Here is a 26,995-nt window from a genome sequence, read left to right on the forward strand (position 1 = left end):
CTTCGTATTTCCTTATCTAGAATTTCTGAAATATGAGACAGAAGAAAATGGAGCCGATGATGGGAATTGAACCCATGGCCTCTCCCTTACCAAGGGAGTGCTCTACCCCTGAGCTACATCGGCGCAACTTTTTTTGAGCGGGTGAAGGGAATCGAACCCTCGTCATAAGCTTGGAAGGCTTCTGCTCTACCATTGAGCTACACCCGCAGGAACTAGCTTCACAGCAAGACAGACACTTCACACCGCGAAGCAGCAATCTGGTGGTGGGGGCTGGATTCGAACCAGCGTACTCAGAGAGGGCAGATTTACAGTCTGCTGCCATTAACCACTCGGCCACCCCACCGGATGAGCTGCGCATTATGGGCAATGAAAAGAATAACGTCAAACCCTTTACCGCAACAAAACCCGACAAATTACCCATCCCCATGATGCGCAATGGTTTTTTCTGCGCGAAAGATACTGAAACACCGGCAAAACACGGCAGCGGCGCGCTCGCCGCATAAAGCAAAAACCGCATCAAGACCGTGTTACCGCACGCATTCCTGCGCCGCCAGCGCTGATGTAGCCTTCAGAAACTGGTGCGAAACATCGCCCCATCCCATTTGCAGCTGCTCACGCGTACCCATGACAGGCATCGGGCGGCAACGCCGGTTGCAATCGGGCAAGCGGCACCCCGACCCTTGGGTCGCACGCAAGCCCACTGGTTTCGCGCCAGCCAAACCTGCCCGCGCGCAACACCAAGGACACCGACCAGATCACAAGCAACGCGGGCAGCACCACGCGCAACGGCAGTTGCGCAAACGACAGCCACGGAAAAACGCAGCCGTCATCAGAACGCGTTAACGCCAGCGCACCCGGACGCAAACCCTCCGGCCAGACGCTAGCAGGACCACCACTCGCCCCCCCCCCCTTGCGAGCATTTAGCGCACCCGTTACACCCGCATCGCCATCGCCATCGCCATCGCCAACGCCAACGCCAACGCCAACGCCAACGCCAACGCCAACGCCAACGCCAACGCCGCATAGCCAAACACAAACAGCCGAGGCATGACATATATATGTTTGCATCGCACACACCAGCCTCGCCGGACAGGCAGACAGGCAGGCACCCTTACACATTAGCCACCCGCGCATGTGCAGATATACATGCAAACCGGCGGCGGGCCGAGCATCAGACCCGGCGTGCTCCCCCAGCGCACCGAACAACAGCGATCGGAATACATAGATACACGCCCAATATGCACGCCCGTCGCTGCACGGGCGAGCATCCTCATGATTGAGGAAGCGGCACCCACATCCGGAAACACCGACAAGCGGGAAAAATAGCAGATACAAAACAACAACTTGTTGATTTATCGCTTGAGGTCATTTGACACCATGGCTCGGGCAGTGTTTAATGCGCCTCTCACTTGATGGCCAGTTAGCTCAGTTGGTAGAGCAGCGGATTGAAAATCCGCGTGTCCGTGGTTCGATTCCGCGACTGGCCACCAAAAGAATTTCGCAAAGGGTCTGGCTTCTGCCAGGCCCTTTTGCATTCGAGCTGGCCATTGCTGTCTCCGCTCCGCACTGCCTTAATGCTGAATCAGGATTCCCCCCATCTTCTGCGTAGCCACGCCGGTAAATCATCAGCATTGCAGCCGCATCAGCTGACATCCCTCGTAGCCCCCGCCCCGCCAGCCTTTTCGACGCATCGGTTTCGCTTGTGTCGCAAAAACCACAAAGCCATTCGCTCTTGCTGAGAACCGCTAAAATCGCGGCAATATCAGCAACAGGTAGCATCAGGCTTTGCCACAGCATCCGATACATACACCGGAAAGCCATCAACGACAGTCAAATCAGGCTTTTGCGCATGCGCTCCCCCCTTTTGGTATTGGCAGATGGCGATCTGGATACATGCCAAGCGGAGACTCAAGCCTGTGCCGATCAAGCGGCAACAACACTGAAATGGAATACCCTCCTTTCTTTTGCATGCCTGAAGTCAGCCTTTAATTGCCCGGCGCACTGTTGTTATTGTCTAATAGCGCGTGTGAAAGATCGCGCAAGACGTGTGCTGATCAATAATCAATACCCTTACAACGCATAACACAGGAAAAAACGCTATGCGGCAATTTTCGAGGAGCGCTTGGATGCGCGGTTTGACATGTGCGGCCCTGATCAGCGCCGTTTTCTCGCTGGCTGCGTGTAATGGCGGCGCTGGTGGCGGCAGTCTTGCCGGCAATCCGACGCCAACACCGGTGGTTTCCGTAACCCCAACGCCTCTTCCGCCGGTAGCAGCCAATCTGGTCCTGCTGGCAGACAGTACACAGTTGCCAGCCATTGGCACAGTCAAGTTGACCGCTCTGACAACCAGCAACAAGAACGTTGCACTATCGGGCCAGACAGTCACCTTCTCTGCCTCGAGCGGACTGATTTCGAATGTCAGCAGCAACGGCGTCAGTGGCGCCGACGGACAGGTGACAGCCTCCCTCAGCGCGGGCGTTGATGGCACCCCGCGTACAATCAGGGTCACTGTGACCAGCGGTACAGCCCAGGCAACAGTGGATATCACCGTCATCGGCAATCAGGCACGCTCGGTCAAGATCGGCGCAGGTAACAAGATCCTGGTACCGAGCGATACCCAGTACTCTGATCCGCACAACGTGCTGGTGACCGACGCCGCAGGTAATCCGGTACAAAATGCCACGGTCACGCTGGTCATCACACCGATGAACTTCTACCAAGGCCGCCTTGCCTATGATGCGACCGCCAAGTTCTGGATCTACTCCGGCGCCATTACTCTCGTCAAACCGAGTGTGTGCACATTGGGTGGCTTGGGTAATCCGGTCAGCGTTTCGCCGCCAGTCGTCGTCACGGATGCATCCGGTTTTGCAAAGTTCGACGTCAACTACGCGAAGAGCTTTGCATACTGGGTGGACGTTGAATTGACCGCGACCACCACATTGATCGGTGGATCCGTTGCTTCCGATAAGTCGCAGTTCAACCTGAAAGCATCATCTGATGAACTGGCAGACGAAAAGAACACACCGGCTAACGCCATCAGCCCGTTCTACCCGCCTGTCTGCCCATAAGCAGAACTGGTTGCAATGAAAACCCCTGCCCAGGCAGGGGTTTTTTTTATATCAAGCAACTCAAAACAGCGGGCTATCTAAAGGGCGTTGCATGGCGGACCACCACCTAATACGCCATCAATCCAGCGAAGACCTGGTTTTATCGGGATGTCTTCGATCGACGATGCGCTCTCCAGAGAACGTTACCCCTTCCGCCTCCAACAGCACCCGCTGCAGATCATCGCCTCCATCCAGACCGCGCCGGCTGATCTGGCCCTTGCTGTTCACCACGCGATGCCATGGCACATCCAGATTCGTCTGCGCCAGCACCCGTCCGACCATCCTGGCATGCCGCGGGAAGCCCGCCAGCCTGGCCACTTCGCCGTAGCTCAGCACTTGTCCGTGAGGTATCTGCGCTACTATCGCCAACATGGCGGCGTGCATGGTCCGGGTATCGACGGGCATGATTTTTCCTTGGCAACAGTTGTGAAAAAGCCGGCTCACGCCGGCTTTCCGTTTTGTGTGTTGCAGCTTACTTGTGCTCGACCTGGCTCACATCGCGGATGGCGCCGGTATCCGCACTGGTCGTCATCGCTGCATAGGCACGCAGAGCCGGTGATACGTAACGCTCGCGGCTGACCGGTTTCCATGCGGCGCGGCCCTTCGCTTCCATTTTGCCACGGCGGTGCGCCAGTTCTTCCATGCTCACCTGCAGCTCGATGGTACGGTTGGGGATATCGATCAGCACGATATCGCCCTCTTCCACCAGGCCAATCGCGCCACCCTCGGCCGCTTCCGGCGAGCAATGGCCGATGGACAGGCCGGATGTGCCGCCAGAGAAACGGCCATCGGTCAGCAGTGCACATGCCTTGCCCAGGCCCTTGGATTTCAGATACGAGGTCGGGTAGAGCATTTCCTGCATGCCCGGGCCGCCCTTGGGGCCCTCGTAGCGGATGATGACGATATCGCCCTCAACGATCTGGTCGGCAAGGATGCCGGCCACGGCGTCGTCCTGGCTTTCGAAAATGCGCGCACGGCCGGTGAACGTGAGAATGGAGTCATCCACACCGGCCGTCTTGACGATACAACCGCGCTCGGCAATGTTGCCGTACAGCACGGCAAGGCCACCGTCCTGGCTGTAGGCGTTTTCCTTGTTGCGGATGCAGCCGTTGGCGCGGTCCAGATCCAGCTCCGGATAGCGCATCGATTGCGAGAACGCGATGGTGGTGGGAATGCCGCCCGGCGCGGCGCGGTAGAAGTGGTGCGCTTCGCTATCCGGCGCCGCCTGCACGATATCCCATTTGGCAAATGCATCGGCCAGCGTGGGCGCGTGCACGGTACGGGCTTCGCGGTGGATCAGGCCGGCGCGATCCAGCTCGGACAGGATGCCGATCACGCCACCGGCGCGGTGCACGTCTTCCATATGGTATTTCTGGGTGGCAGGTGCCACCTTGGCCAGGCATGGCACCTTGCGGCTCATGCGGTCGATATCGGCCATCTTGAAGTCGACACCGGCTTCACTGGCAGCTGCCAGCAGGTGCAGCACGGTATTGGTGGAGCCACCCATGGCGATATCCAGCGCAATGGCGTTCTCGAATGCTTCGAAGGTAGCGATATTGCGCGGCAGTACGCTCTCGTCATCCTGCTCGTAATAGCGCTTGGCGATCTCGACGATGGTACGGCCAGCCTGCAGGAACAACTGCTTGCGGTCACCGTGCGTAGCCAGCATCGAACCGTTGCCGGGCAACGACAGGCCCAGTGCCTCGGTCAGGCAGTTCATCGAGTTGGCGGTAAACATGCCGGAGCACGAACCACAGGTCGGGCAGGCAGAGCGCTCGACGGCAGCCACTTCTTCATCACTGACCTTGTCATTGGCCGCTTCGACCATCGCATCCACCAGGTCCAGCTTGCGGATTTCGCCCTTCCAGTCGACCTTGCCGGCTTCCATCGGGCCGCCGGAGACAAAAATCACCGGGATGTTCAGCCGCAATGCCGCCATCAGCATGCCCGGGGTGATCTTGTCGCAGTTGGAGATGCACACCAGCGCATCGGCGGTGTGCGCGTTCACCATGTATTCGACCGAATCGGCGATCAGCTCGCGGCTGGGCAGGCTGTACAGCATGCCGGCGTGGCCCATGGCGATGCCGTCATCCACGGCGATGGTGTTGAATTCCTTGGCGATGCCGCCTGCTTTCTCGATTTCCCGCGCAACCAGCTGGCCCAGGTTGTGCAGGTGCACGTGGCCGGGCACGAACTGGGTGAAGGAATTGGAGATGGCAATGATCGGTTTGTCGAAGTCGCCATCCTTCATGCCGGTGGCGCGCCAGAGTGCGCGAGCGCCGGCCATGTTGCGGCCGTGGGTGGACGTACGGGAGCGATAAACGGGCATGAGGTTTTCCTTCAGGGAAGCTGGCGTGAAGAAGCACGCTATAATCTGCCGATTTTATCGCAAAGCGCCCCCCCGATGCTCGTTCACCCGCACTTCAATCCGATTGCCATCAAACTGGGCCCGCTTGCCGTGCACTGGTATGGCCTGATGTACCTGCTCGCCTTCGTGCTATTCCTGCTGCTGGGGCGCTACCGCATCAAGCACGGCAAGCTGCCGGGCTGGCGCGTGGAGGAAATGGACGACCTGCTGTTCTACGGCGTATTGGGCGTGATTCTGGGCGGGCGACTGGGCTACGTGCTGTTCTACAAGCCGGATTTCTACTTTGCCCATCCGCTGGACATGTTGAAGGTATGGGAAGGCGGCATGGCCTTCCATGGCGGCTTCCTGGGCGTGTTGTTCGCCATGTGGCTGTTCGGCCGCAAGACCGGCCGGCGCTTCTTTGAAATCACCGATTTCATTGCACCGCTGGTACCCATCGGCCTGGCTTTCGGGCGTATCGGCAACTTCATCAATGGCGAACTGTGGGGCCGCGTTACCACGCCGGACAGCTGGTGGGCGATGGGTTTCTGGTCGGCAAAGGACGCCGACTCCCTCGCTTCCGCAGGCAATCAGCAATGGCAGGAGTGGTTCCTGCAATACAACATGCTGCCGCGCCACCCGTCGCAGCTGTACCAGGCACTGCTGGAAGGCGTGCTGCTGTTCGTGATCCTGTGGCTGTATTCGGCCAGGCCCCGCAAGGTAGGCCAGGTTTCCGCCGTATTCCTGATCGGCTACGGCGCGTTCCGCTTCATTGCCGAGTTTGCGCGTGAACCGGACAACTTCCTTGGCTTGCTGGCGCTGAATCTCTCCATGGGCCAGTGGCTCTCGTTGCCGATGATCGTGATCGGCGCGCACCTGCTATGGCGTACCAGCCGCAAATAAACCCAAGCCCGCCGATGCGGGCTTTTTTTGCAGCCTGCGTGGCGCAACCAAATGCTGCCTATGCTGTCTGCCACTGGCGACTGGCAAATAAAAAAAGGAACGAGGATGGAAATAGCTGGCTGGATACTTGCAGTGGCACTGATGCTGGTCGGCCTGGCCGGCACCGTGCTGCCGATGCTGCCGGGCCTGCCCTTCCTGTTCGGCGGCATGTGGCTGGCTGCGGGGCTGGATCAGTACCAGCACGTGGGCTCCACCACGCTGGTCATCCTTGGTGTGCTGCTGGCCATCGGCATTGCGCTCGATTACGTGGCCGGGGCACTGGGCGCCAAGAAGGTGGGTGCCAGCAAGGCGGCAATCTGGGGATCGGTGATCGGATCGATTGCCGGTGTTTTCTTCGGCATAGCCGGCATGCTGATCGGCCCGTTTGCCGGCGCCGCGGCTGGCGAGTTCCTGACCGGGCGTGATCTCTATCAGGCCGGCAAGGTAGGCATCGCCACCTGGGTGGGCATGGTGGTGGCGGCGATTGCCAAGGTAGGCATCGCGGTGATGATGCTGGGGGTATTTGCGCTGGCTTGGCTGTTCTAGCCTGCGCCACCGCCGATTACAGCCAGCGCCGTATCCAGAAGTATCCACCCAGCACCACGGTAATCACCCCCATCAGCGCCAGCGCATAGAAATAGCCGTAATGCCATTTCAGCTCCGGCATATGCTCGAAGTTCATACCATAGATGCCGGCCACCAGCGTCAGCGGCATGAAGATGGTGGTGATGGTGGTGAGTACGCGCATCTGTTCGTTCATGCGCTGCGATTGCAGCGATGCATAGGCATCCTGCAGGCCGCCGATCAGATCGCGCAATGAATCGGTGCTTTCAATCAGTTGCACCGTGTGGTCATACACATCACGCAGGTAAAGCTGGGTTTCCTCGTGGAAGAAATCCGGTTCGTCGCGCTGCAGCACGTTCACCACCTCGCGCATCGGCCACAGCCCGCGCTTCAGGTAGAGCAGCTTGCGGCGCAGCTCCTGGATCTCGGTCAGGTGTGATGATTGCGCGCCGGCGTAAATGGCATCCTCCAGGTTCTCGATCCGCTCACCCAGTTGCTCCAGCACCACGTAATAACGGTCGACCAGTTTATCCAGCAGCGCATACACAAGGTAATCCGCCCCCAGCTTGCGGATTTGCGACTGGCCGGTTTTCAGGCTCTCGCGGATACCATCAAACGTGCCGGTTGGCTGCTCCTGGAAGGTCAGCACCACGCCGCGCATCACCACGATGCTGACCTGTTCGCTATCGAGCGAGCCGTCCTCGCAGATGCGGATCAGCCGCGCGGTGACGAAGAAGTAACCGGGGTAGGCTTCTACCTTGGGGCGCTGTTCGGTATTGAGAATGTCCTCCAGCACCAGCGGATGCAAACCGAAGCGCCGGCCAACGAACTTGAGTATCTCCAGATTGCCCAGCCCGTGCAGATTCAGCCACAACGTTTCGAAACGCGGGCGGAAATCACGGCCCTCGTCGAGCGAGGTAAACCGGGTTTCGATGAAATCGCCTTCCTTGGGGCCGAACTCGATCAGCGTGGCATAGGTTTGCTCCGCCTCCTTGGCCCCCACGTACTGCAGGGTGCCCGCTTGCGTGCCCGCCTTGTCCGCGCGTGGTGTGTGGCGGCTGTGCAAGTGATTGGGCGCTGCTTTGCGACGCTTGCTCATCGTTTCATGCCTTCTGCACGATGCAACAAATCGTACATCACGCCATCACGCAAGCCGCCCAGCGTGATATCCATCTGCTCCAGCTGCAGCGCCGCAAACATGCCGGCCATGATGGCAAAGCCACCTGCCAGCACCGGGCGGCGATCTGCGCGCAGCCCTTGCAGATTCACGCGCTCTACATGCCCGGCCCGCAGCAAGACCTCACGCAGCCGTGCCAGACTGCCGGCAGTGAGGTTGAACGGGCCAAAACCATTGAGCTGCACAATATCCGCCAGCGAACGCGCGGTGCCCGACGTGCCCACCACCTGCTGCCAGCCGTGGCGGGACAGCTCATCCAGATAAGGTGCCAGACTGGCGTGCGTGGCGGCTTCAGCCTGTGCCAGGCGTTCCGGCGTGATCACGCCATCCGGAAAATAGCGCTGGCTCCAGGTCACGCAGCCCAATTGCACGCTGGCCATCCAGTGTGCATCGAAGCCGCGGCCGACGATGATTTCGGTGGAGCCACCGCCGATATCGATCACGATACGCGGCAGCTGGCCATCCGGCAGGCTGTGCGCCGCCCCCAGATAAATCAGTCGCGCCTCTTCATGCCCATTGATGACCTCGATGGGAAAACCCAGTGCGCGTTCGGCCAGCGGCAAAAAGTCGCCGATATTGCTGGCCACCCTGAAGGTGTTGGTGGCTACCGCACGCACATGGCTGACGGGAATACCCGCCAGCCGCGTGCCGAAACGCTGCAGCGCCGCCAGTGCCTCATCGCATATTTCACCACTGAGCTGGCCGGCCTCGCTCAGGCCGGCAGCCAGCCGCACCGTTTCCTTGAGCGTGATCAATGGCAGTGGCCGGCCATGATCGTTGCGGGCGATCTGGAGCCGGAAACTGTTGGAGCCAAGGTCAATGGCAGCAAATTGCTTGGGATGATGCATGCATGGGAAAGCCGCAATCAGGATCGTCGTAAGATAACCGCTGTTGCGCTGCGGAACAAGGCGTAAAAAAGGGCAGCATCTGCTGCCCTTCCGTCGGCATGGCGGCAAGCAGCCACCAATGACCGGTTGCGCGTTGCGCTTACTCCTTCGGGCCGAGCGCCACGCGATCCATTTCTGCCTGACCCTTGTGGCGCACGTCCTGGCCCTTGACCAGGAACACCACGTGCTCGGAAATGTTCACTGCCAGATCACCGATACGTTCGATGGCCTTGGCAATCCACATGGTATCGAGCGTGAGGCTGATCGAACGCGGGTCTTCCATCATGATGGACACCAGCTGGCGCTGCATGCCGCGGTACTCGATATCCAGTTGGTTGTCGGCACGCTTCACCTCGGCAGCCGGTGCGGCATCCAGGCGGGCAAATGCATCCAGCGCGCGTGACAGCATGTCCAGCGCCAGGTCAGCCAGATGGCGCAGCTCCTGGAAACGCGGGGCCTGCAACTTGCCGGCATCAATGATGTTCTTGGCGCGCTGGCAGATGCGCGCGGCCTTGTCGCCGATGCGCTCCAGGTCTTCAACCGATTTGATCACGGTCATCACCATGCGCAGGTCGGACGCGGCAGGTTGGCGGCGGGCGATCATCTGGATACACATTTCGTCGAGCGCGAGATGCATTTCGTTGACGCGCTCTTCGCGCTCTATCACCTGCGAGATCAGGCTGACATCGCCAGTTGCCAGCGATTCCATCGCCTGGCGTACCTGATCTTCAACGAGCCCAGCCATGCCGAGCACGCTCGAACGGATGGCTTCGAGCTCTGCATCGAATTGCTTGGAAATATGTTCGGACATGCGCCGTTTCTCCGGGAGATTATTCATCGCACGTTAGCAGCTCAAGGTTACGGTTATGTTGCACAATTGTTTAAAGTCCCGCAGAGATCGCATCACTTGAATGTTTTTACACCAGATTGCGTGCCCAGCAACAGCACATCCGCGCGGCGGCGGGCAAATACACCACACGTCACCACGCCAACGATCTGGTTCAGCTCGCTCTCGAACTTTGCCGGTTCGGTGATCTGCAAACCGTGTACGTCGAGAATGATGTTGCCATTGTCGGTCACCACCCCCTCCCGATATGCCGGGTGGCCACCCAGCTTCACCAGCTCGCGCGCCACGTAGGAGCGCGCCATCGGGATCACCTCCACCGGCAAGGGAAACTTGCCCAGCACGTCCACCAGTTTGGTTTCGTCGGCAATGCACACGAACTGCTCGGCCACCGCAGCAACGATCTTCTCGCGCGTCAGCGCAGCGCCGCCGCCCTTGATCATCTGCAACTGGCGGTTGATCTCGTCGGCGCCATCCACGTACACCGACAGCGTGTCCACGCTGTTCAGATCGAATACCGCGATGCCGTGCGCCTTCATGCGGGCCACGCTCGCCTCGGATGAAGAAACGCCCCCGACGATACGGCCCTTGATTTTTGCCAGCGCATCGATGAAGTAGTTGGCAGTAGAGCCGGTTCCCACACCGACAACGATGTCATCCTGAATGTAGGCAATGGCGGCTTCGGCAGCGGCTTGCTTGAGCTGGTTCTGGTCGAGGGGCATGGAAACTCCGGAGACTGGGCGACTGGTGTAAACAAGGACGGATTTTAGCCCGAGCGAGGGCAGGCGTGCTTGGCGAATGTCAGTGCAGTGTGCCCAGGTACTGGCGTATGCCGCTCAGCAGCATCTCGACCGAGATGGCAGTCAGGATCAGGCCCATCAGGCGCTCGAATGCGGTCACCACCTTTTCACCCAGCAGGCGGCTGATCTTCTCGGAAAACGCCAGCGTCAGGCCGACCACGGCCATGGTCAGCACCAGCGCCCCCACCCACTCCCACAATCTGGCCGGATCGCGCGATACCAGCAGCAATACCGTGGCAAGCGCCGATGGACCTGCCACCAGCGGGATGGCCAGCGGCACGATGAAGGGTTCGCCATGATGCGTTTCGCCCAGCACGCCACCAGGCTGCGGAAACACCATGCGCAATGCGATCAGGAACAGGATGACGCCGCCAGCAATGCCCAGCGATGTTTCCGACAGATGCATCAGGGCCAGGAACTGCTTGCCCACCAGCATGAACACGAACAGTACCGAAAATGCCACAGCAACTTCACGCAAAATCACAATGCGGCGCCGTTCCGGTGCAACCTGACGCATCAGTGATACAAATAAAGGCATGCTGCCCAAGGGGTCGGTCACCAGCAGCAGCAGCACGAAGGCAGACCAGAACGTGGCGGTTTCCATGATTCCTCCAAACACCGGATGCTAGCGCCCCTATCCGCTATCGGACATCGGGGCCAACCGCAAGCGGTCTGCACCGCATGAAACTTCAGGAGATGCTCGGCGATATGGCAGCCTTGGTATGGATACGCTTGCATCTGTTCCTGTGCAGTATGGTCTTTCTGCAGGCCGGCGTTGCTGTTGCGACGCCGGTTTTGCGCGTGGCCATCGAAGAAGCGGATAACCGCCCCTACGAGTATCGTGATGAAGCAGGCCAATGGACTGGCTATCACATCGAAGCCATCCGGGCTGCGGCAAGCCGCATGGGTGTGGAGATCAAAATCCTGCCACTGCCCTGGTCACGTGCATTGGCGATGCTGAAAAACGGGGAAGTCGAAGCTGCAAGCTACGTGGCCAGTACGCCGGAGCGTGCCGAATGGGCTGTGTTCTACCCCGGAAATTCACTGCATATACCGCAGGCCCGATTGTATATCCTGCGTTCACGCGCGGCCCAGATCAGTTGGCAGGGCTCGTTTGCAGCACTGATCGGGCACTGGCAAGTCGGCGGTGCACGCGGCTATTACTACGGCCCGGAATGGACCCCGCTGCTGACCACCAGCAGCAATGCCGACCTGAGCGCGCCCAACCAGCAGGCACTGATGCGCATGCTGCTGCGCAAGCGCATCGATATTGCCATCGGCAGCGTGGACATGCCCACGCAACTGGCCGACGAGCTGCCTGAAATCGCCGGCAAGGTGATCGCGCTTGACGGCGTAGCACGTACCGGCCAGCCCATCTATATCGCTTTCAACCGGCGCACGGCAGACGACAAGGCCCGCCGCTTTGCCGACATCCTGGGTGAGCTGCGCCAGGACGGCACGCTGCGGCGGCTGGCGCTGCGCTTCAATGTACTGGGTAGCGCCAACCTGCAGCCCTGATGCCGAGCCGGCATTTACCGGATACCGGCGATGCCGGGCGGCCCTTCGCCATCTTCGACCACGGTACGGTTGCGGCCACCGCGTTTGGCTGCGTAGAGCGCAACATCTGCCAGCTGGATCAGCACGTCGGGCGTAACCTGTTCCTCGGGCACCCGCGTTGCCACGCCGCAACTGATGGTCACCATCCGGGCTACACCGGAAAAACGATGTTCGATACCGCAATCGGCCACAGTGCGGCACATTTTCTCGGCCACCAGCCGGGCTCCTACGCTATCGGTATTGGGCAGGATGGCAACAAACTCTTCGCCGCCATAGCGGGCGAGCAGATCGCCGGGGCGCTGCAAAGCCTGGGTGAGCGTGTGCGCAATCAGCTTCAGGCAGTCGTCGCCAGCCTGATGCCCGTAATTGTCGTTGTACGCCTTGAAATGATCGACATCGATCATCAACACCGACAAGGGCTGGCTCTCGCGCATGCCGCGCAACCACTCGTGCTGGAACTGCTGATCGAAATAACGCCGGTTGGGCACCCCCGTCAGGCCGTCGAGTTGCGCCAGCCGCTGCAATTCCAGATTGGCCGTCAGCAACAGGTCATTGGCCTGCCGGGCGGCTTTTTGCGATAGCTCCAGCTCGGCGATGGTCTGATGCAGTCTGGATTCGTACTCCTTGCGCTCGGAGATATCACGCACGATGGCAGCAAAGCAGCGCTGGCCCTCCAGCGTCAGCTCGGAAATCGTGACCTCGACCGGAAAACGGCGGCCATTGCGGTCCAAGCCGGTCAACTCGAACGGGCTCAATTGCGCATACACATCCTCGCCCGCCAGTTGCCGCAAACGGATGCGGCGCATTTTCTCTGCGTCCTCCGGTTGCACCAGTGCGCGCAAAGACAAACCGACCAATGATTCATCCGGATAGTCAAAGATCAGGCAGGCGGCCGGGTTGACCTGAACCACACAGGCTTCTTCATCAAAAATCAGCAGGCCCTCACGGATGTTGTCGACGATGCGGCTGTTGCGCTGTTCGCTTTCCACCAGACGCCGTTCCACGCGCTTGAGTTCTGCCAGGTCACGCGCAATGAAAAGGAATCCGCGCGTGCCGCCGCCCGGCTCCTTCACCGCAGTCACCGCCAGCATCACCGGCCGATGCACGCCATCGCGCCCGGTCAGCAACCATTCTTCCCGCGCCGGGCCATGTTCCGCCATCACGCGGAACACGCTGAAATCGGCGGCAACCGGCACGCGGCGCTCGCTGGCACGACGTTGCGCGCCCTGCTCCACCTCGCGGGGGTCAAGCAAGGATTCGAACGATGGTGAAGCAGGCAGGCTTTCCAGCGGCGGATAATCGAGCATGCGCTCGGCCGTGGCATTCATCAGCGTGATCCAGCCCTGGCTATCGGTGGCGATCACGGGAAATGGCGCGGCATCCAGCACCGCGTTCTGCCAGGCCAGGCTTTGCGCCAGTGCCAACTGGTCGCGCTGGCGGCTGGTAATGTCAGTGACACGCACCACCACGCCGTCGTGCCAGCGGCGCACCTGGCGCAGCCACCAGCGGCCGTCGCCGCTTTCAAACTCGTCCTCCACGGTGCCACCGTGGCGATATACAGTCTGATAGCGCTCCAGCGCATCGGCAGATGCCGGTTGTGCCATCAAGCTGGACAACGGCGCGTTGACAATATGCTCAAGCGGTTTGCCCAGCCATTCAGCCCCCGCCAGATTGCAATCCACCACCACGAAATCATGCGCCAGCCCCCCCTCCACGCGCACCACTTCCAGCAGCAGGATCACGTCCGGGCTGCTGTTGAGCGCAGACAGCGACAGCATTTCGCGCCGTTGCAGCGCGGCTTGCGTGCGGCTGATATCGGTGATGTCGTGCATGATCAGTACGCCGCCGATCAATTGCTGCTCGCCGTTATAGCGCGGGCTGTACGAGAGATCGTAAATCCGGCCGCGTGGCAGTTCGCTGCGCATCGCCAGATGCTCTCCGGTCATCACGCGCTGCCAGCGTGGCAAGACTTCATCACGCAAGGCGGGATCGGATGCGAACCAGTCGGCAAGTGCCAGGCCCGGCCTGGGTTCACGGCCGAACATTTCGCGTGATGCCTGCACATAAGCCTGATTGAAATGCGTGAGACACAGGTTGACATCGACCGTGACGATCGGGTCAGCCGTGCTGGCCATGATGCTGTCGAGTTCCTCGTGCAGCCCGCGGACTTCCGACAAGGATGCCAGCAGCGCCTGATCCGCCTCGACCTGCTCGGTCACATCCAGCAACACGCCCACGTAGCGATCCGGCCAAGCCGACTGCTGTCGCTCGAAAGCTGCATGCATGCGTGCCCAGCGCATTTGGCCATCGGCACGGGCAAAACGGAAAGTCAGGTTGTAGCGGCCATGGGCAAGCTCTTGCGTCCACTCCTCCAGCGAGGCCGTCGCATCATCCGGCAACAGCATGCGCTTCCAGCCATCACCAGTGGCTTCCTGCGCGCTCAGTCCGGTGATTTCACACCAGTACGGGTTGACGTACAGGTTTCGGCCAGCCAGATCATTGACGAATGCGCCGACCGGCGCGCTTTCCAGCAACGCAAACAGCGCCCGTTCGCCCTCAAGCGCGCGATGCGCCTGCCTGGCCCGTACCGAGATCACCGTCGCCAAGGCCGCACTCAGCGCCAGTATCGCCAGCACGCCGAGCAGACCGATGCCCAGCAGCAGACGGTCAATCCGTTCGATCTGTTCCGCCAGCGCCGCAGGTGTCAGCCTGGAGACCAGATACCAGCGCGCATTGCTGCCATCCCCGACCAACGTGGCGATCGGCGGCGTGCCTGTTTCACGCGGCAACGACAACGGGCGGACGCTACGGTAGACGTAATAGCTGCCATCGCTACGCAGTACACCGGCAGGCTGCTTCTGCATTTCTGCCCATAATGCAGGCAAGCGCTGCTGCATGCCGCCGCCGCCCGGCTGGCGCAACACGCCATACCAGCGGTCCTGCTTTGCGCCGCCCAGCATCCAGCTGCCATCCTGCGCCAGCAACCAGTGTTCCGCCTTGTCCTGCACCTGGCTGCCCATGGCCAGCCAATCCAGCAAGCGCTGACCACGGTAGCTGAGGATCACGCTTCCCAGCCGTGCACCGTCGGCGGCAAACAGCGGCGCCGCAATACGTGCCACCAGCGAATGAGGCACCACCAGCCGGCCGTTTTCCACCGCCAGCTCCAACCCGGACAATCCGAACTGGCCTGCGCGCAATTGCCCGGCCTGGTGTACATAAGCACGATCGTTCTTGTTTTGCAGCTGGTCTTCCGCTACCTGCAGCGCGTGACCATCCTGCAAATCCACGCGCACCCGCTCCATTCCGTTCACGTCGAAGAGCCGGGCCCGCAGGTAGACCTGCTGGGTAACGATGAAATCGGCAAAGCGGCGCTGCACGCGCTGGAGCGCCTCGGCATCGCCGTTCAATGCAGACAGCGCATCCGGCTCGCGCTGCAGCAAGGCAGCATCGACCATCACTTTGTTGAAGGTGCGCGCAATGCCCTGCTCAGACCCGTCCAGCCACTGTTGCTGATGCTCGGCCTCACGCTTGATCCGCTCCTCCAGCTGATAGCCGCGCGACAACCACAGCACAGCGCCAAGCGCCAACAGCAGCGGCAGCGCAAGCACGGCAAACCAGAGCAGCCAGAGCCGCGGAAAAGGGCGAGACGATGCGGGCATGGATAAACGCAATGTGAAACCTTGCATCAGTCTAGATGCAGACTGCCCCGCGACCAATCCGGTGTTTCAGCGTGAGGCCAATCGGGAACACCCCGGCTGCGCCTCTGGCACCATACCTCAGCCCCCTGCCCCCTCGTAGCGACGCATGCCGGCCTTCCACATCCTGTCCAGCAGCCACAGGCCCGTAGCGGCGAACAGCGTCATCCCGACCAATGTTGCCGGCAGACTGGTGTCCTTGAGCAGCGCTTGCGCCGGCCAGTAGGCCAGTACCGCCAGTGGCAGCACCTGGAAAACGGCACGCCCCAGTGCCGGGAAGATATCAACCGGATAGCGCGCCATTTCAGTCAGCCGGCCGGTGGTCATCAGCACCGGAAAGGTATCGCCCATCCAGAACGCCGAGCCGGCGGCGATCAGATTGATTGCCAGGTAGATCAATGCGGACAGGGCCGCCAGCACGATGAATGCAGGGATGAACCACCAGGCATGCACAGCCGCATAGTGCTGTGCACCGAACACGCAATAGGCGATCCCCACCATGAACAGCGGAATACCCTGCGGGTGAAAGCGCTCCAGCGAGAGCAACACCACGGGATGTATCGGGCGCAGGTAAAACCGCAGGAAATTGCCATCCTTGAGCCAGGTTTCCAGCCAGTACTGCGCGTTGAAGCAGGCGCTTTGCAGCGAGTACGACACGATCATCAGCCCCTGCATGAAAATCAGCCCGCCGCGATCCCAGCCGGCAATCTGCCCGGTGCTGCCCGCCAGCAGCCAGACGGTGGCCGCGCTGGTGAGCGTGGTGCTGGCTATGCCCAGCATAATCAGGAAGAAGTCCGCCCGGTCTGCCAGCTTGGCTTTGGTATCGGCAATCACCAGCCGTGAAAACAAGGTGTAATAACGTTTCATCGCTCAGGCTCCGAATACCACCAGCTTGCGCTGCACATGCCGGCTGGCCAGCAACACCAGGCCCAGAAAGGCCACGCACCACAGCGCCTGCTGCAACAACGGCAAGCCGGCGCTGCTCTCTCCGGTGAGGTAGGCGACCGGCGTTTGATAGAAATGGGCGAAGGGCAGCCAGTGCATCACCGTACGCACCGCCTCGGGAAAGAATGCGATCGGCAGGTAGGCGCCTCCCAGAAACAGCAGCAAGGCATCCTTGCTTGCGGTAATGCCCCACAGGTCCGCAGCCATGAAGCCAGCCAGCCCGATGGTGAAATCCACGCAAAAGATCAGCACGAATGCCAGCAGCAGCGAGGGTAAAGCCAGCAGCCAGTGGGTGTCCGCCGGGGCCAGCCCAGCCCACCACGCAAACAGCAGGAACACCGGTATGTGGGCCAGCGCATGTACTGCGACACGCCCGCAAGCCAGCGCAAAGTAGCGCACCGGCAACGCCAGCGGTTGTGTCAGGTATGTCGCCACCGCACCAGAGCGGATTTGCCGGGCAAACCCCCAGTCGGTATAGCTTTGCACCACCACGAACAAGGTCTGCGCCACCGCCACGTGCAACAGCGCACTCTGGAACGACAATCCGGCCCGGCCCGGGTTGCTGGCAAACAACGCCCCCCATAGCCAGAACAGCAACCACAGGCCAAAGCCATTGCCCAGCGCCAGCAGCACCAGACTGCTGCGGTATTGCACCACCTCCTTGAAATTGATGCGGATCAGCGCCAGTGCGCCCCGCAAATGTCTGCTCATGCCGGCACCTCGCGCTTCATGTCGGTATAAAACGCGTGCAGCAGGTCTTCCAGATCCTGCTCCACCTGCTTGAATTCGGTCACGCCGTAGGGCGCCAGCACACGCATCAGCTCGGCAAACTGCAGATCGGCATGCTGGGCAACTTCCAGCCAGCCCTCACGCTCGCGCATCGGCACGCTGCCGATACCGGGGTGTGCCGCCAGTGCAGCCCTTGCCAGCGCAAATTGTTCGGCAGCCAGGCTCACCGCCCACCAGCGCCCATCACCGGCAGTCGCCTTGAATTCGCCCAGCGCACCATCAAAGCGCCGCTTGCCCTGGTCGATCACGATCAGGCGATCACACAGGCGGTCGATGTCGCCCACATCATGCGACGTGATCAGTACCGTGGTGCCATGCTCACGGTTCAGCACGCGGATCAGCTCGCGGATCTTGGCCTTCATTTCGATATCGAGCCCGATGGTGGGCTCATCCAGAAACACCACCTTGGGCGAATGCAGGAAGGCTGCAGCAATTTCACACAGCATGCGCTGCCCCAGCGACAGCGAACGCACCGGCCTGTCCAGCAGGGTATCGATGCCAACGCGCTCGATGAACAGGTCCAGCCTTGCATTGAAATCGGCATCGCTGACATCAAAAATCGCCTGCAGCAGGCGGAAGGATTCGCGCACCGGCAAATCCCACCACAGTTGCGAGCGCTGACCGAAGACCACGCCGATCCGCTTCACATATTCACGCCGCTGCGCGTGTGGATCGAACCCGTCGACGGTGACACAGCCCGAAGTGGGCGCAAGAATGCCGGTCAGCATCTTGATCGTGGTGGATTTGCCGGCACCGTTGGGGCCGATCAGCCCGACGCATTCACCCGCCGCGATCGAGAAACTCACGTCTGAAACCGAACGCTTGACGGTCAGCCGCGGCTTGACCAGATGGGCAATCCGTTCCCGCCAGTTGCTGGCGGGAACGGGGCTTTGGTAATCGCGGCATAGCGCGTCGGCAATGATCAGCATGGTGCTTCCTGCAAGGGGAACCGGATTCAAGAACATTCAAGGTGTGGCTGCAGCGCGCCGGTATACATCCGGATCGGCAATTTCCATCGCTTTCTCCGGGGCAGCCAGGGGGCTGAAGCCATGTGGGGCGTACAGTGAGTGCGCATCGCGCGTCATCAGCAACCAGCGGCGCAGGCCTTGCAGATCGGGATGCTGCCGGATCACGCTCACCAGCCAGTGTGCAAGGCCGCGGCCACGATGGGTATCGACGATGAACACGTCCGCCAGGTAGGCAAACGTGCTGCTATCGGTAATCACCCGCGCAAACCCCACCTGCACATCGTGCTCGTATACGCCAAAGCACAGCGAATTGGCGATTGCCCGTTCAACCGTGCCGCGCGGTATGCCAACAGCCCAGTACGACGCAGACAGCTCCGCATGGATCAGCGCAATATCGAGTTTGCTTTTATCGTTATCGATACTGAAACCAGCTTGTTGCCATGCACTTTGCATATCCATTGCACTTTCCTCCATCAACAACTGAATGCCACTGTAATTTCTTGCGGCGCAACAAGGAATGTTGCATCCTCGCCACAAGGTTGTTCAAAAATCACATGATTCAGATCAAATGACAACGATATATCAGGAACGCTTTGATGTTGGCCCTGCGATCACCCAGCGCATGGTGGGCCGGCATTGCCTGCATGAACCCTGTTACCCGCCGCTCGGCGAACGTGGTCTGGTGATGTGCGGCCTGAGTGAAGGGCTGGATAGTTTCGAGGTGGAACGCATCGGTGCGCCATTCCATGCAGTGCTGTTCTGTCTGCAGGGCGAGTTCGAGCTGTATGAACTGGACGAAACAACCCAGGCCAGGACGCACACCCTGGCGCTCTGTTCCGGACAGCTCGGCATCTTGCCGCCGGGCGGGCGGCGCGGTTTCCGCCGCGTTGGCAATAAGCCATGCCACGCCGTGTGGTTCCTGCTGTCCAACCGCCCGCATTGGCAATTCCTGCAACGTGAACACAACTGCGTACTGCCCAGCGATGCCGGCCATACGCTGGCGGATGCGGTATCGCTGCTGCACCGCGAAGCGCAGCGCTTCCATGATGGCAATGCCGGTGCACAGGTAGTACCGGTGCTGGACTTGGCGGTGATGCTGCTGGAACGCGCGTTGGGCGCATTGCGCCAGAGTTCCGGCTGGCCCGAGCAGCTGGATGCGCTGTTCAGCGAGGTATCGCGTCAGCTGGACGTGCCGTGGTCCCTGGAGCGACTGGCTGCCAATCTGCACATCACCCCTGCCCACCTGCACCGGCTATGCCGCCAACACTTGGGCAATGCGCCGGCGCAGCAGTTGTTCCTGCTGCGCATGGGCCGCGCGCGCGAGCTGCTGCAACATGGCGAGAAAGTCAGCCAGGTGGCGCAAGCGGTCGGTTACCGGGAAGTGGCCAGTTTTTCACGCCGCTTCCGCCAGCACTACGGCGTCAGCCCCAGTTGCATACAGCGCCCTGCCAATATGTACCCGCAACCGGCATCACCCAGCCCATCCTTGCACGCAGTGGATGCCGGCAGGCCCTGATGATCGGGCTGCTGCAGGCGGCCCGGTTTCGCGATTACGCAGGTCAGGGACGGTATCGCGGCCGTTCAGGCCACAGCGGCAAAGCGCTGCCGATACACGGCCGGGCTCACGCCGACCAGCCGGCGAAAATGATGGCGCAGCGTTTCCACCGCGCCCATGCCCACGGCTTCGGCCAGTTGCGCCAGCGGCATGGTGCTCTCTTCCAGCAGCGATCTGGCCATGTCCACGCGCCGCGCAATGAGCCAGTCGTACGGTGATTTGCCGGTAGCGGCCTTGAATTGCCGCAGAAAGGTGCGCGGACTCATTGCTGCCCGCGCCGCCAAGGCATCCACCGTATGTGTTTCTGCAGCATGCACGTGCAGCCAGTCGATCACCGCAGCCAGCCGGTTGTTGTCGTGCCGCGGCATGGGCTGGCTGACGTATTGCGCTTGCCCGCCGTCGCGATGTGGCGGGATCACCAGCCGGCGCGCCACGCTGTTGGCCACAGCAGTGCCATGATCGCTGCGCACCAGGTGCAGCAGCATGTCCAGTCCGGCGGCGGAGCCGGCCGACATCAGGAACGGGCCGTCTTCCACGTACAGCCGGTCGGGCTCGACCCGGATATGCGGGTAGCGCGCGATCAGCCGTTCCATATAGCGCCAGTGCGTGGTGGCACGCCGGCCATCGAGCAAGCCGGCTTCGGCCAGCAGGAACACGCCGTTGCAGATGCTGGCAAAGCGTGCGCCGCGCGCATGCGCCGCACGCAATGCATCACACAGCGGCGCTGGCGCCGGCTCATCGGTATCGCGCCAGCCCGGCAGCACGATGATGTCTGCGTCGATCAGCGCATCCAGGTCGTATTCAGCCTCGACCAGGATGCCACCGGCTGCGCGCAGCGGCGATGGATCGAGGCTGCACACGCGGAAGTCATACCACGGCACATCCAGCTCGGGCCGCTCCAGCGCAAAGATTTCCACCACGCAACCAAATTCGAATGTACATAGCCGGTCAAAGGCGAGTGCCACTACACGCAATTTCTTCATGGCGTTATCTTGCCGGTCAATGTCGATAACGCCACTGTGCCGCATACCGGGCCACCAGCACAATGGGGCCATTCCAAAGGAGAACCTCATGCCCAACGATGTACTTGCCACCCCCGCTGCGCCCGCCCACCTTGCCGTTGCGCACTTCGCGGCCAAGGCGCGGTTCGAAACCGATTGCTCTGACGTCGACGCTGCGTTTGCCAGCGGCAACCCCGGCTTCGTGTTGCTGGACGTGCGCAATGCTGCTGCGTTTGCCAGCGGCCATGTGCCCGGCGCCATCAACCTGCCCCACCGGGACATGGACGATGCCACGCTGGCGCAATGGCCGCTGGATACCTTGTTCGTGGTCTACTGTGCCGGGCCGCATTGCAACGGCGCGGACAAGGGCGCACTGCGGCTGGCGCAACTGGGCCGGCCGGTGAAGCTGATGATCGGTGGCGTAACCGGCTGGCTGGACGAAGGCTTGCCGCTGCATACCGGCAATACCCCTGCGAGCGGCATCAGTTGCGCGTGCTGACCGCCAGAACACCAGCCGACAAAAAGAAACCGGCCCTTGCGGGCCGGTTTCGTTGGCAGTGCTACCCGCGTGGCGCCTTCATCTACAAGCCGTTGGAAAGAAAGCGGTTGGTAAAGCCCCAGGTCCCGGCCTGACCATAGCTGTTGCACGTTGGCGATGCAAAGCCCGGTGCGCAATCCACGTCCCGATCCAGCGACCAGTAGTGCACGCCCGCCAGGCCATTGGCCTTGGCAAAGTTGGTCACCGTGGCAACGTCCGCCAGCGTGAAGGTTTCATCCTGCGTATCGTTGCCACCGATCATCGGCGTCAGCTCGATCTGGCTGTATGGCACGTTGTAGTAGTTGTGCAGGTTGACCGCGGCCTGCACCGCGGACGCACCCATATCGCAGCGGCCATTGCTGATCACGCAGTTGCCGGCATTGGTGCTGCCGTAGTCCATCACCATCAGGTTGATGGTGTAGTTGGACAATGCGTGCGAGCGGATCGCGTTCATCACCGTTACACCGGCAGCGCCCAGGCTCTGCGGCGAGTTGCCGCCCAGCGTAGCCAGCGTGAAGCTGTAGCGCAGGTGTGGGTAGGTGGACTGGGCATTGATCACGCGCTGCACCAGGCTGTCGATGGTGGCCTGGCTTTGCCCGGCTTCGATATCGAAATCGATGCCGCGCAGGTTGGCCGAGTAATAGTTCTGGATGAACTTGTTGAAGCCCGCATCCGAGCCGCAGGTAAACGAGCCCGCCGCGCCGCCGGTCGAGATGATGTAGTTCTTGCCGGCACTGACGAAGCGTTGCACGTTGGCACTGGCCACCGCTGCCGGGGTCAGGCCGCCCCAGTTCTCGCTGCCGCACTCGCCGGTGGCGAAAGCCCAGGTTACCATTTTCACGCCGGCTGGCAACACGCCCAGCACCGGCTGGCGCGAACCCGTCACCATGGTGGACATGATGTTGGTGTTCCAGTCCAGGTTGATGGTGATGTCCTTGTACGGGCCGAACACGAAGCCGGGTAGCGGGTTGCCGATCACCGGCGTGGGGGTGGGCGGCCGATTGGTGGGTGTCACCGGCGTGGGCGTTGCGGTGCCGCTGCACGGGCCGGTATCCAGCCATGGCTTGCCGTCACCGGTGCTGGCGGAAGGCACTTCGCCGGCTGTCCACCACTTTGCCGTGTAGTTGCGGCCCTGATAGGTGACCTTGGCGCCACCGGAATACGCGGTGCTTGCGCTCCACGCCGGGTAACAGCCAGCGCCGCCGGATACCGGCGTCGGGGTCGGCGTGGCATTGGGGCGGGGTGTCGGCGTGGGCGTCGGATTACCGCCGCCGGTATCCGGCCCCAGGTCTTGCCACAAGCTGGCCACGGTGGGGTTCCAGCCGGTGCCGGTGTAATCGGTCTGATTGACCAGGGCCTTGTAGTCGCGGCCGTTGTAGTAAACGATGGTGCCGGCGGTATACGGGGTATCCGGCTGCCAGGCCGGATAGGCAAAACTGAATGACGCGGCAAACAGCGCCGGTAAAGCGGCCAGATACAGCCGTGCACGTAACGATGTATTCATTCCATCCTCCGTCGTTCTGTCCAGAATTCCTGATTTGATGCAGCACTTTGAAAGCGCTGTCATTTTTTTATTCTCAAAATAGGCCCCTGTCAAAATCCCATTTGTAAACAGATACATACCATACCGATCGCAAGCAAGCTTGCTTGTCTGGATGCCGCAGCATCCAGCCAAAAATCCGAACAAATCGTAAGAAAAAATACCGATGACATGTTTGTGTGGGCCAATTGAAAGATAAGACACCATGAAAAGCAGCAGCAGGCATCGCTTTTTGCCGAGAAAACCAACAAAATGCGAAAGAAAGTCATTTGGATACCGCCGAAGCAGGGAAATTTTTCAGCTCATTGCCACTGCAAGCCGCACGGAACAACGAGCGGCGGCAGGCGATGCCGCTGCTGTCTGGCTGCCTGCGGCCTTGGCGCCGTTCGTCGCCCCGACGCGTATCGCACGGACGGGCGCAACATCCGGCAAACCGATAAAATGGAAGACTGATTCAGTACCTGATCGCAATGACCGCACCACTGCCCGCCACCGCACAACAGCTAGACGAGATCGACCGGATCATTTTTGATGATCCAGCGGCTGCGCTACGCCTTTGCAAGATCACGCTGCGCACCGCGCGTGAAACACGTGACGTGGAAACGCTGGTCCGCGCGGCCACGCAACTGTCGCTGATCGAAGACCAATTGGGCGAGCGCTCCGAAGGCAGCGTGGCGCTGGCCGAAGCGCTGGCCTGCTGCCAGATCTACGGGCTGGCGCACCTGGAGCCGGCGGTACAGGAACGGCTGGGTCGTGACAATTACACCGGCGGCGATTACCGCCAGGCGATGGCACATTGGGCAAAATCGGTGCAGCAGTGCGATGACCACCCCGCCCATCGGCGCACCCGCGCGCTGGCGCTGATCGGCCTTGGCCATGTATGCAGCGTGTATGGTGATCTGCAGCGGGCCACGGCATTCCACCGGCTGGCAGACCAGGTACTGGCCCCGCTGAACGATGTCTACCTGATTGCCAAGGTGCGTATCAGCCTGGGCTGGGATCTGTGCTCGATCGGCAAGGCGGATGAGGCGCGCAGCGTACTGACCGATGCCTTGGCATTGTGCCAGGCAGAGAACTTCAGCCATTACCAGGCCGAGCTGCTGCTGCGGCTGGCCGAAATCGACATCAGCCAGGGCCGCTTTGACAGCGCGGAACAGCAGCTGGAAGAAAGCCTGGCCATTGTAGTTTTCACGCCTTCTCACTGGTGTGAGGCCAATGTGCTCAAGCAGCTGGCCAATGTGCGTGCACAACAGGGTGCCATGGACATGGCAATCAACCTGGCATTGCGCGCGTTGCACATCGCCGAGGCAGACGGCATGCGCCACGTGGAAGCACTGTTGCATGCCGACCTTGCACGCTACGCCAGCGCCAATAGCCAACCGGAACTGGCTGAGCAGCACCGGGCGCGCGGCGTGGCGCTGACGCAATCACTCGATACCGCCATCAGCGGTGGCGCAACGCCCGACCTCACCGTACTGGATACGCTGCTGGCATCGAAAAACTGAGTTGCCAGAGCGATACCATGGCGTGTGATGCAGCGCTGGCATCGCGGGCCTGACGCAGGCAGGTGGCATCAACTGCCACGCACCTGCGCTGCACCCCGGCTTGCCTATAACTTCCAGCTCAGACCCGCGTAAAAAGAGCGGCCATCCCCCGGCAGGAATTGCGCAGCATCACGGCCCCTGGCATCCGCAATGACCCCGGTGGTGGCGGCATAGCGTTTGTCGGCAATGTTCTTGACCTCGGCAAACCACGACAGGCCTTTCTCCCGCTGCTGCCCCAGCTTGAGCCCCCATACCGCATACGGATCGGCATACAGCGTGTTCGCCATATCGACTGCGTAGCGCTGCGGCGACCAGCTGAGGTTGGGCCCGGCGAACCAGCCCGACGGGCCGTTCCAGCGCAACTCTGCCTGGTAAAGCTGGCGCGGTAATCCCGGCAGGGTGTTATTGCCGTATACCGGGTGGCCATCAAAGCGGAAATCATTGAAGGTATATGCCTGGCGCAGCAGCCAGCCCGGCGCAACCGCCCAATCCAGCCCGGCTTCGATGCCCTGGTGCAGCGTATGCGGCGCATTCACCGTGCCCAGCGGATTGCCATTGCCATCATTCAGGCTGAGCAGCTCGTTATCGATGGCTGCGCGGTACAGCGCCACATCCCATTGCAGGCCGGCCGCGTTGCCGCGGCTACCCAGTTCGAGCGTGCTGCCGCTTTGCGCAGCCACCTGGGTGATGCGGGGGCCGCCAGCCAGCTCACCAAACGATGGCGGCTCGAAACTGCGGCTCCAGTTGGCAAACAGTTGCGCATCCGGCGAGAACAGATAGCGCATGCCCAGCTTGGGGTTGAGCTGCGTGTAGCTGACATCGAAACTGTTGTCGGCGCCATCCGCGAAATAGCGGTCTTCCAGCCGGCGCTTCGATTGCGCCCACTGCGCGCCGACCACCAGCTCGGTATCGCTGCGGACGAAATGGGCGTTCTCGGCAAACACCACCAGGTTGCTGGCGATCTGTTCGCTTTCGTTGGTGAGCGCGCCACGCTGGCCACGCACATTGGCATGGCGCACATCATGCGCGTTGCCATAGGTGGGCACGATGCCAGCGGTAAAGCGATTGTCGCGCCCGGCCAGCTGCGCGCCGGACACATAGCGCAGTTGCCCGCCGTAATCACGGTAATCCACATCCAGCACCTGGAAGATGGGATGGAACAGCGATTTTTCCGCGTAAAACGCAGCGATATCCAGGTGGCTATCGTCGCTGAGCGCATAGCTGGTCTTGTTGGCCAGCCGGTACAGATCGAAATTGCGTTGCTGATTCAGCGCCACATTGCCGGCATTGGCCTGCGTGGGGTCCGCCGCCAACTGGGCTTTGGTGAGGTTGCCCGGCAGTTCCGATTCGGATTTCAGCGCCGTGACGAAAAAGCGCGTTTCCAGCTCGGGCGAAATACGCAACGCGCCGTTGGCAAACAAGCGATTGTTATCTTGCACTGCATGCTTGCGGAAGCCGTCCTGCGCGAAATGCGATAGCGAGATTGCGCCATCCAGCCGCTCGTCATTGCCGCCCGCAGAGGCCTGCAGCCGACGGTAGCCAAAGCTGCCCGATTCGGCCCGCACACCCGTTGGCATATCAAAACCGGTGGCACTGGCAAAATTGATGGCGCCACCCAGCGACGTCGCGCCGTATTCCAGCGCGTTGGCGCCACGGTAGACCGCGACGTAGCGCGCCGCCAGCGGCTCGACCGACTGGAAATCGCCGCTGCCATCGGCCTGGTTCAGTGGTACCTCGTCCTGCAGCAGGTAGATGCCGCGCAAATGGAAGGTGCGCTGCAGACCGGAGCCGCGGATGGACAGGCGCGCCTCCTCCGCGCCGAAACGCGGTTGTGCAATCACGCCCGGAGAAAAACGGAACACGTCCTCCATGGTGGTGGCGCGCGCGTCCTGGTAGCGCTCGGCATCGATCACGTTGGCACCACCAGCCACCTGTGCGGCGCGGGCGGTGGCTACCTCGATATCAGGCTGGGTGGTGGATGGATTGGCCAGCCGCGTGGCGTTCACTTCCACCACCGGCAGCTCGATGATTGCCGGATCTGCCGCATGGGCAACGGGGATGGCCAGCAGCAGTGCACCTTGCACGGCAGCAACCAGGGTATTCAGACGGAACAGCATGATGTCTCCTCGCCACGCAAGTGGCGCAGGCAAGCCGCGGCATACGATGGACGCAGCGGCAATGCAGGGATAGGGCAC

Annotated in this window: 23 protein-coding genes and 4 tRNA genes; 9 read left to right on the forward strand and 18 right to left on the reverse strand. The window is 61.2% G+C overall.

From position 1 onward, the window contains the following. Nucleotides 1–48: 48 nt before the first annotated feature. The 3 genes from IGB42_RS07045 to IGB42_RS07055 form a co-directional block, all read right to left on the reverse strand. Nucleotides 49–123 (reverse strand) — tRNA-Thr (locus tag IGB42_RS07045). Nucleotides 124–136: 13 nt separating this feature from the next. Continuing rightward, nucleotides 137–207 (reverse strand) — tRNA-Gly (locus IGB42_RS07050). 51 nt (nt 208–258) lie between these two features. Further along, nucleotides 259–343, reverse strand: a tRNA-Tyr gene (locus IGB42_RS07055). 16 nt (nt 344–359) lie between these two features. Between IGB42_RS07055 and IGB42_RS07060 the strand changes: the two genes are divergently transcribed. The 3 genes from IGB42_RS07060 to IGB42_RS07070 all read left to right on the forward strand — a co-directional run bounded on the left by IGB42_RS07060 (nt 360) and on the right by IGB42_RS07070 (nt 3,068). Continuing rightward, nucleotides 360–503: a hypothetical protein gene (locus IGB42_RS07060; RefSeq protein WP_159669122.1), complete on the forward strand. Its 144-nt coding sequence runs from the start codon at nt 360–362 to the stop codon at nt 501–503. Between the two features lie 911 nt (nt 504–1,414). Next, a tRNA-Phe gene (locus IGB42_RS07065) sits at nt 1,415–1,490 on the forward strand. 636 nt (nt 1,491–2,126) lie between these two features. After that, nucleotides 2,127–3,068: an Ig-like domain-containing protein gene (locus tag IGB42_RS07070; protein WP_159669125.1), complete on the forward strand. Its 942-nt coding sequence runs from the start codon at nt 2,127–2,129 to the stop codon at nt 3,066–3,068. Between the two features lie 117 nt (nt 3,069–3,185). Here the strand turns inward: IGB42_RS07070 and IGB42_RS07075 are convergent, their stop codons facing one another. Together IGB42_RS07075 and ilvD are read right to left on the reverse strand one after the other, a co-directional pair. Further along, on the reverse strand, nt 3,186–3,512 hold the full coding sequence (locus IGB42_RS07075; protein WP_159669128.1) for an MGMT family protein: 327 nt from the start codon (nt 3,510–3,512) through the stop codon (nt 3,186–3,188). Between the two features lie 67 nt (nt 3,513–3,579). Then, nucleotides 3,580–5,436, reverse strand: coding sequence for a dihydroxy-acid dehydratase (ilvD, locus tag IGB42_RS07080; protein WP_159669131.1), 1,857 nt, complete (start codon nt 5,434–5,436; stop codon nt 3,580–3,582). A 75-nt stretch (nt 5,437–5,511) separates the two neighbouring features. On the opposite strand from ilvD, the gene lgt reads away from it, so the two are divergent. Both lgt and IGB42_RS07090 read left to right on the forward strand, forming a co-directional pair. Further along, nucleotides 5,512–6,357, forward strand: coding sequence for a prolipoprotein diacylglyceryl transferase (gene lgt, locus IGB42_RS07085; RefSeq protein ID WP_159669134.1), 846 nt, complete (start codon nt 5,512–5,514; stop codon nt 6,355–6,357). Between the two features lie 105 nt (nt 6,358–6,462). Continuing rightward, complete coding sequence (locus IGB42_RS07090) at nt 6,463–6,942, forward strand: DUF456 domain-containing protein (protein WP_159669137.1); 480 nt, start codon at nt 6,463–6,465, stop codon at nt 6,940–6,942. 16 nt (nt 6,943–6,958) lie between these two features. Here the strand turns inward: IGB42_RS07090 and corA are convergent, their stop codons facing one another. From corA to IGB42_RS07115, 5 genes are all read right to left on the reverse strand, one after another. Beyond that, a complete protein-coding gene (corA, locus tag IGB42_RS07095; protein ID WP_159669140.1) occupies nt 6,959–8,059 on the reverse strand; it encodes a magnesium/cobalt transporter CorA in 1,101 nt (366 codons plus the stop codon). Continuing rightward, nucleotides 8,056–8,985, reverse strand: coding sequence for a Ppx/GppA family phosphatase (locus IGB42_RS07100; protein WP_159669143.1), 930 nt, complete (start codon nt 8,983–8,985; stop codon nt 8,056–8,058). The genes corA and IGB42_RS07100 overlap by 4 nt, the downstream gene beginning before the upstream one ends. Nucleotides 8,986–9,124: 139 nt before the next feature. Further along, a complete protein-coding gene (gene phoU, locus IGB42_RS07105; RefSeq protein WP_159669146.1) occupies nt 9,125–9,835 on the reverse strand; it encodes a phosphate signaling complex protein PhoU in 711 nt (236 codons plus the stop codon). Between the two features lie 92 nt (nt 9,836–9,927). Then, nucleotides 9,928–10,590, reverse strand: a complete 663-nt coding sequence (gene rpiA, locus IGB42_RS07110) for a ribose-5-phosphate isomerase RpiA (protein WP_159669149.1) — start codon at nt 10,588–10,590, stop codon at nt 9,928–9,930. A 79-nt stretch (nt 10,591–10,669) separates the two neighbouring features. Further along, on the reverse strand, nt 10,670–11,272 hold the full coding sequence (locus IGB42_RS07115; protein WP_159669152.1) for a MarC family protein: 603 nt from the start codon (nt 11,270–11,272) through the stop codon (nt 10,670–10,672). A gap of 104 nt (nt 11,273–11,376) precedes the next feature. Here IGB42_RS07115 and IGB42_RS07120 point away from each other — a divergent pair, with 104 nt between their 5' ends. Then, the gene (locus IGB42_RS07120) at nt 11,377–12,186 is read left to right on the forward strand and encodes an ABC transporter substrate-binding protein (protein ID WP_159669155.1); all 810 of its coding nucleotides are present in this window, start codon (nt 11,377–11,379) and stop codon (nt 12,184–12,186) included. A 14-nt stretch (nt 12,187–12,200) separates the two neighbouring features. Here the strand turns inward: IGB42_RS07120 and IGB42_RS07125 are convergent, their stop codons facing one another. The 5 genes from IGB42_RS07125 to IGB42_RS07145 all read right to left on the reverse strand — a co-directional run bounded on the left by IGB42_RS07125 (nt 12,201) and on the right by IGB42_RS07145 (nt 19,081). Continuing rightward, nucleotides 12,201–15,884: a PAS domain S-box protein gene (locus IGB42_RS07125; protein WP_159669158.1), complete on the reverse strand. Its 3,684-nt coding sequence runs from the start codon at nt 15,882–15,884 to the stop codon at nt 12,201–12,203. 117 nt (nt 15,885–16,001) lie between these two features. Further along, complete coding sequence (locus IGB42_RS07130) at nt 16,002–16,787, reverse strand: ABC transporter permease (protein WP_159669162.1); 786 nt, start codon at nt 16,785–16,787, stop codon at nt 16,002–16,004. A 3-nt stretch (nt 16,788–16,790) separates the two neighbouring features. Beyond that, nucleotides 16,791–17,576 carry an ABC-2 family transporter protein gene (locus IGB42_RS07135; protein WP_159669165.1) on the reverse strand — a complete coding sequence of 262 codons (786 nt, stop codon included), beginning with the start codon at nt 17,574–17,576 and terminating at the stop codon, nt 16,791–16,793. Then, the gene (locus IGB42_RS07140) at nt 17,573–18,583 is read right to left on the reverse strand and encodes an ATP-binding cassette domain-containing protein (protein ID WP_201799857.1); all 1,011 of its coding nucleotides are present in this window, start codon (nt 18,581–18,583) and stop codon (nt 17,573–17,575) included. Before IGB42_RS07140 ends, IGB42_RS07135 begins: the two co-directional genes overlap by 4 nt. A 36-nt stretch (nt 18,584–18,619) precedes the next feature. After that, nucleotides 18,620–19,081 (reverse strand): GNAT family N-acetyltransferase, encoded by a 462-nt coding sequence (locus IGB42_RS07145; protein WP_236822523.1) that lies wholly within the window; start codon nt 19,079–19,081, stop codon nt 18,620–18,622. 109 nt (nt 19,082–19,190) lie between these two features. Between IGB42_RS07145 and IGB42_RS07150 the strand changes: the two genes are divergently transcribed. Continuing rightward, nucleotides 19,191–20,138: an AraC family transcriptional regulator gene (locus IGB42_RS07150; protein ID WP_159669171.1), complete on the forward strand. Its 948-nt coding sequence runs from the start codon at nt 19,191–19,193 to the stop codon at nt 20,136–20,138. 65 nt (nt 20,139–20,203) lie between these two features. Here IGB42_RS07150 and ftrA read toward each other — a convergent pair whose 3' ends face one another. Beyond that, nucleotides 20,204–21,160, reverse strand: a complete 957-nt coding sequence (gene ftrA, locus IGB42_RS07155) for a transcriptional regulator FtrA (RefSeq protein ID WP_159669174.1) — start codon at nt 21,158–21,160, stop codon at nt 20,204–20,206. 88 nt (nt 21,161–21,248) lie between these two features. Between ftrA and IGB42_RS07160 the strand changes: the two genes are divergently transcribed. Beyond that, nucleotides 21,249–21,677, forward strand: coding sequence for a rhodanese-like domain-containing protein (locus tag IGB42_RS07160; RefSeq protein ID WP_159669177.1), 429 nt, complete (start codon nt 21,249–21,251; stop codon nt 21,675–21,677). Nucleotides 21,678–21,759: 82 nt separating this feature from the next. On the opposite strand, the gene IGB42_RS21955 is transcribed toward IGB42_RS07160, so the two are convergent. After that, nucleotides 21,760–23,220 (reverse strand): carbohydrate-binding protein, encoded by a 1,461-nt coding sequence (locus IGB42_RS21955; RefSeq protein ID WP_201799858.1) that lies wholly within the window; start codon nt 23,218–23,220, stop codon nt 21,760–21,762. Between the two features lie 506 nt (nt 23,221–23,726). On the opposite strand from IGB42_RS21955, the gene IGB42_RS07175 reads away from it, so the two are divergent. Further along, nucleotides 23,727–24,761 carry a tetratricopeptide repeat protein gene (locus IGB42_RS07175; protein ID WP_159669180.1) on the forward strand — a complete coding sequence of 345 codons (1,035 nt, stop codon included), beginning with the start codon at nt 23,727–23,729 and terminating at the stop codon, nt 24,759–24,761. Between the two features lie 104 nt (nt 24,762–24,865). On the opposite strand, the gene IGB42_RS07180 is transcribed toward IGB42_RS07175, so the two are convergent. Continuing rightward, nucleotides 24,866–26,917, reverse strand: coding sequence for a TonB-dependent receptor (locus IGB42_RS07180; protein ID WP_159669183.1), 2,052 nt, complete (start codon nt 26,915–26,917; stop codon nt 24,866–24,868). Between the last annotated feature and the right edge of the window lie 78 nt (nt 26,918–26,995).

Source organism: Andreprevotia sp. IGB-42 (assembly GCF_009848685.1).
Taxonomy (GTDB): domain Bacteria; phylum Pseudomonadota; class Gammaproteobacteria; order Burkholderiales; family Chitinibacteraceae; genus Andreprevotia.

Coding starts and splice junctions, on each gene's coding strand:
- IGB42_RS07060 (WP_159669122.1), top strand. CDS start 360: ATGGGCAATGAAAAGAATAACGTCAAACCCTTTACCGCAACAAAACCC.
- IGB42_RS07070 (WP_159669125.1), top strand. CDS start 2,127: ATGCGCGGTTTGACATGTGCGGCCCTGATCAGCGCCGTTTTCTCGCTG.
- IGB42_RS07075 (WP_159669128.1), bottom strand. CDS start 3,512: ATGCCCGTCGATACCCGGACCATGCACGCCGCCATGTTGGCGATAGTA.
- ilvD (WP_159669131.1), bottom strand. CDS start 5,436: ATGCCCGTTTATCGCTCCCGTACGTCCACCCACGGCCGCAACATGGCC.
- lgt (WP_159669134.1), top strand. CDS start 5,512: ATGCTCGTTCACCCGCACTTCAATCCGATTGCCATCAAACTGGGCCCG.
- IGB42_RS07090 (WP_159669137.1), top strand. CDS start 6,463: ATGGAAATAGCTGGCTGGATACTTGCAGTGGCACTGATGCTGGTCGGC.
- corA (WP_159669140.1), bottom strand. CDS start 8,059: ATGAGCAAGCGTCGCAAAGCAGCGCCCAATCACTTGCACAGCCGCCAC.
- IGB42_RS07100 (WP_159669143.1), bottom strand. CDS start 8,985: ATGCATCATCCCAAGCAATTTGCTGCCATTGACCTTGGCTCCAACAGT.
- phoU (WP_159669146.1), bottom strand. CDS start 9,835: ATGTCCGAACATATTTCCAAGCAATTCGATGCAGAGCTCGAAGCCATC.
- rpiA (WP_159669149.1), bottom strand. CDS start 10,590: ATGCCCCTCGACCAGAACCAGCTCAAGCAAGCCGCTGCCGAAGCCGCC.
- IGB42_RS07115 (WP_159669152.1), bottom strand. CDS start 11,272: ATGGAAACCGCCACGTTCTGGTCTGCCTTCGTGCTGCTGCTGCTGGTG.
- IGB42_RS07120 (WP_159669155.1), top strand. CDS start 11,377: ATGGCAGCCTTGGTATGGATACGCTTGCATCTGTTCCTGTGCAGTATG.
- IGB42_RS07125 (WP_159669158.1), bottom strand. CDS start 15,884: ATGCCCGCATCGTCTCGCCCTTTTCCGCGGCTCTGGCTGCTCTGGTTT.
- IGB42_RS07130 (WP_159669162.1), bottom strand. CDS start 16,787: ATGAAACGTTATTACACCTTGTTTTCACGGCTGGTGATTGCCGATACC.
- IGB42_RS07135 (WP_159669165.1), bottom strand. CDS start 17,576: ATGAGCAGACATTTGCGGGGCGCACTGGCGCTGATCCGCATCAATTTC.
- IGB42_RS07140 (WP_201799857.1), bottom strand. CDS start 18,583: ATGCTGATCATTGCCGACGCGCTATGCCGCGATTACCAAAGCCCCGTT.
- IGB42_RS07145 (WP_236822523.1), bottom strand. CDS start 19,081: ATGGATATGCAAAGTGCATGGCAACAAGCTGGTTTCAGTATCGATAAC.
- IGB42_RS07150 (WP_159669171.1), top strand. CDS start 19,191: ATGACAACGATATATCAGGAACGCTTTGATGTTGGCCCTGCGATCACC.
- ftrA (WP_159669174.1), bottom strand. CDS start 21,160: ATGAAGAAATTGCGTGTAGTGGCACTCGCCTTTGACCGGCTATGTACA.
- IGB42_RS07160 (WP_159669177.1), top strand. CDS start 21,249: ATGCCCAACGATGTACTTGCCACCCCCGCTGCGCCCGCCCACCTTGCC.
- IGB42_RS21955 (WP_201799858.1), bottom strand. CDS start 23,220: ATGAATACATCGTTACGTGCACGGCTGTATCTGGCCGCTTTACCGGCG.
- IGB42_RS07175 (WP_159669180.1), top strand. CDS start 23,727: ATGACCGCACCACTGCCCGCCACCGCACAACAGCTAGACGAGATCGAC.
- IGB42_RS07180 (WP_159669183.1), bottom strand. CDS start 26,917: ATGCTGTTCCGTCTGAATACCCTGGTTGCTGCCGTGCAAGGTGCACTG.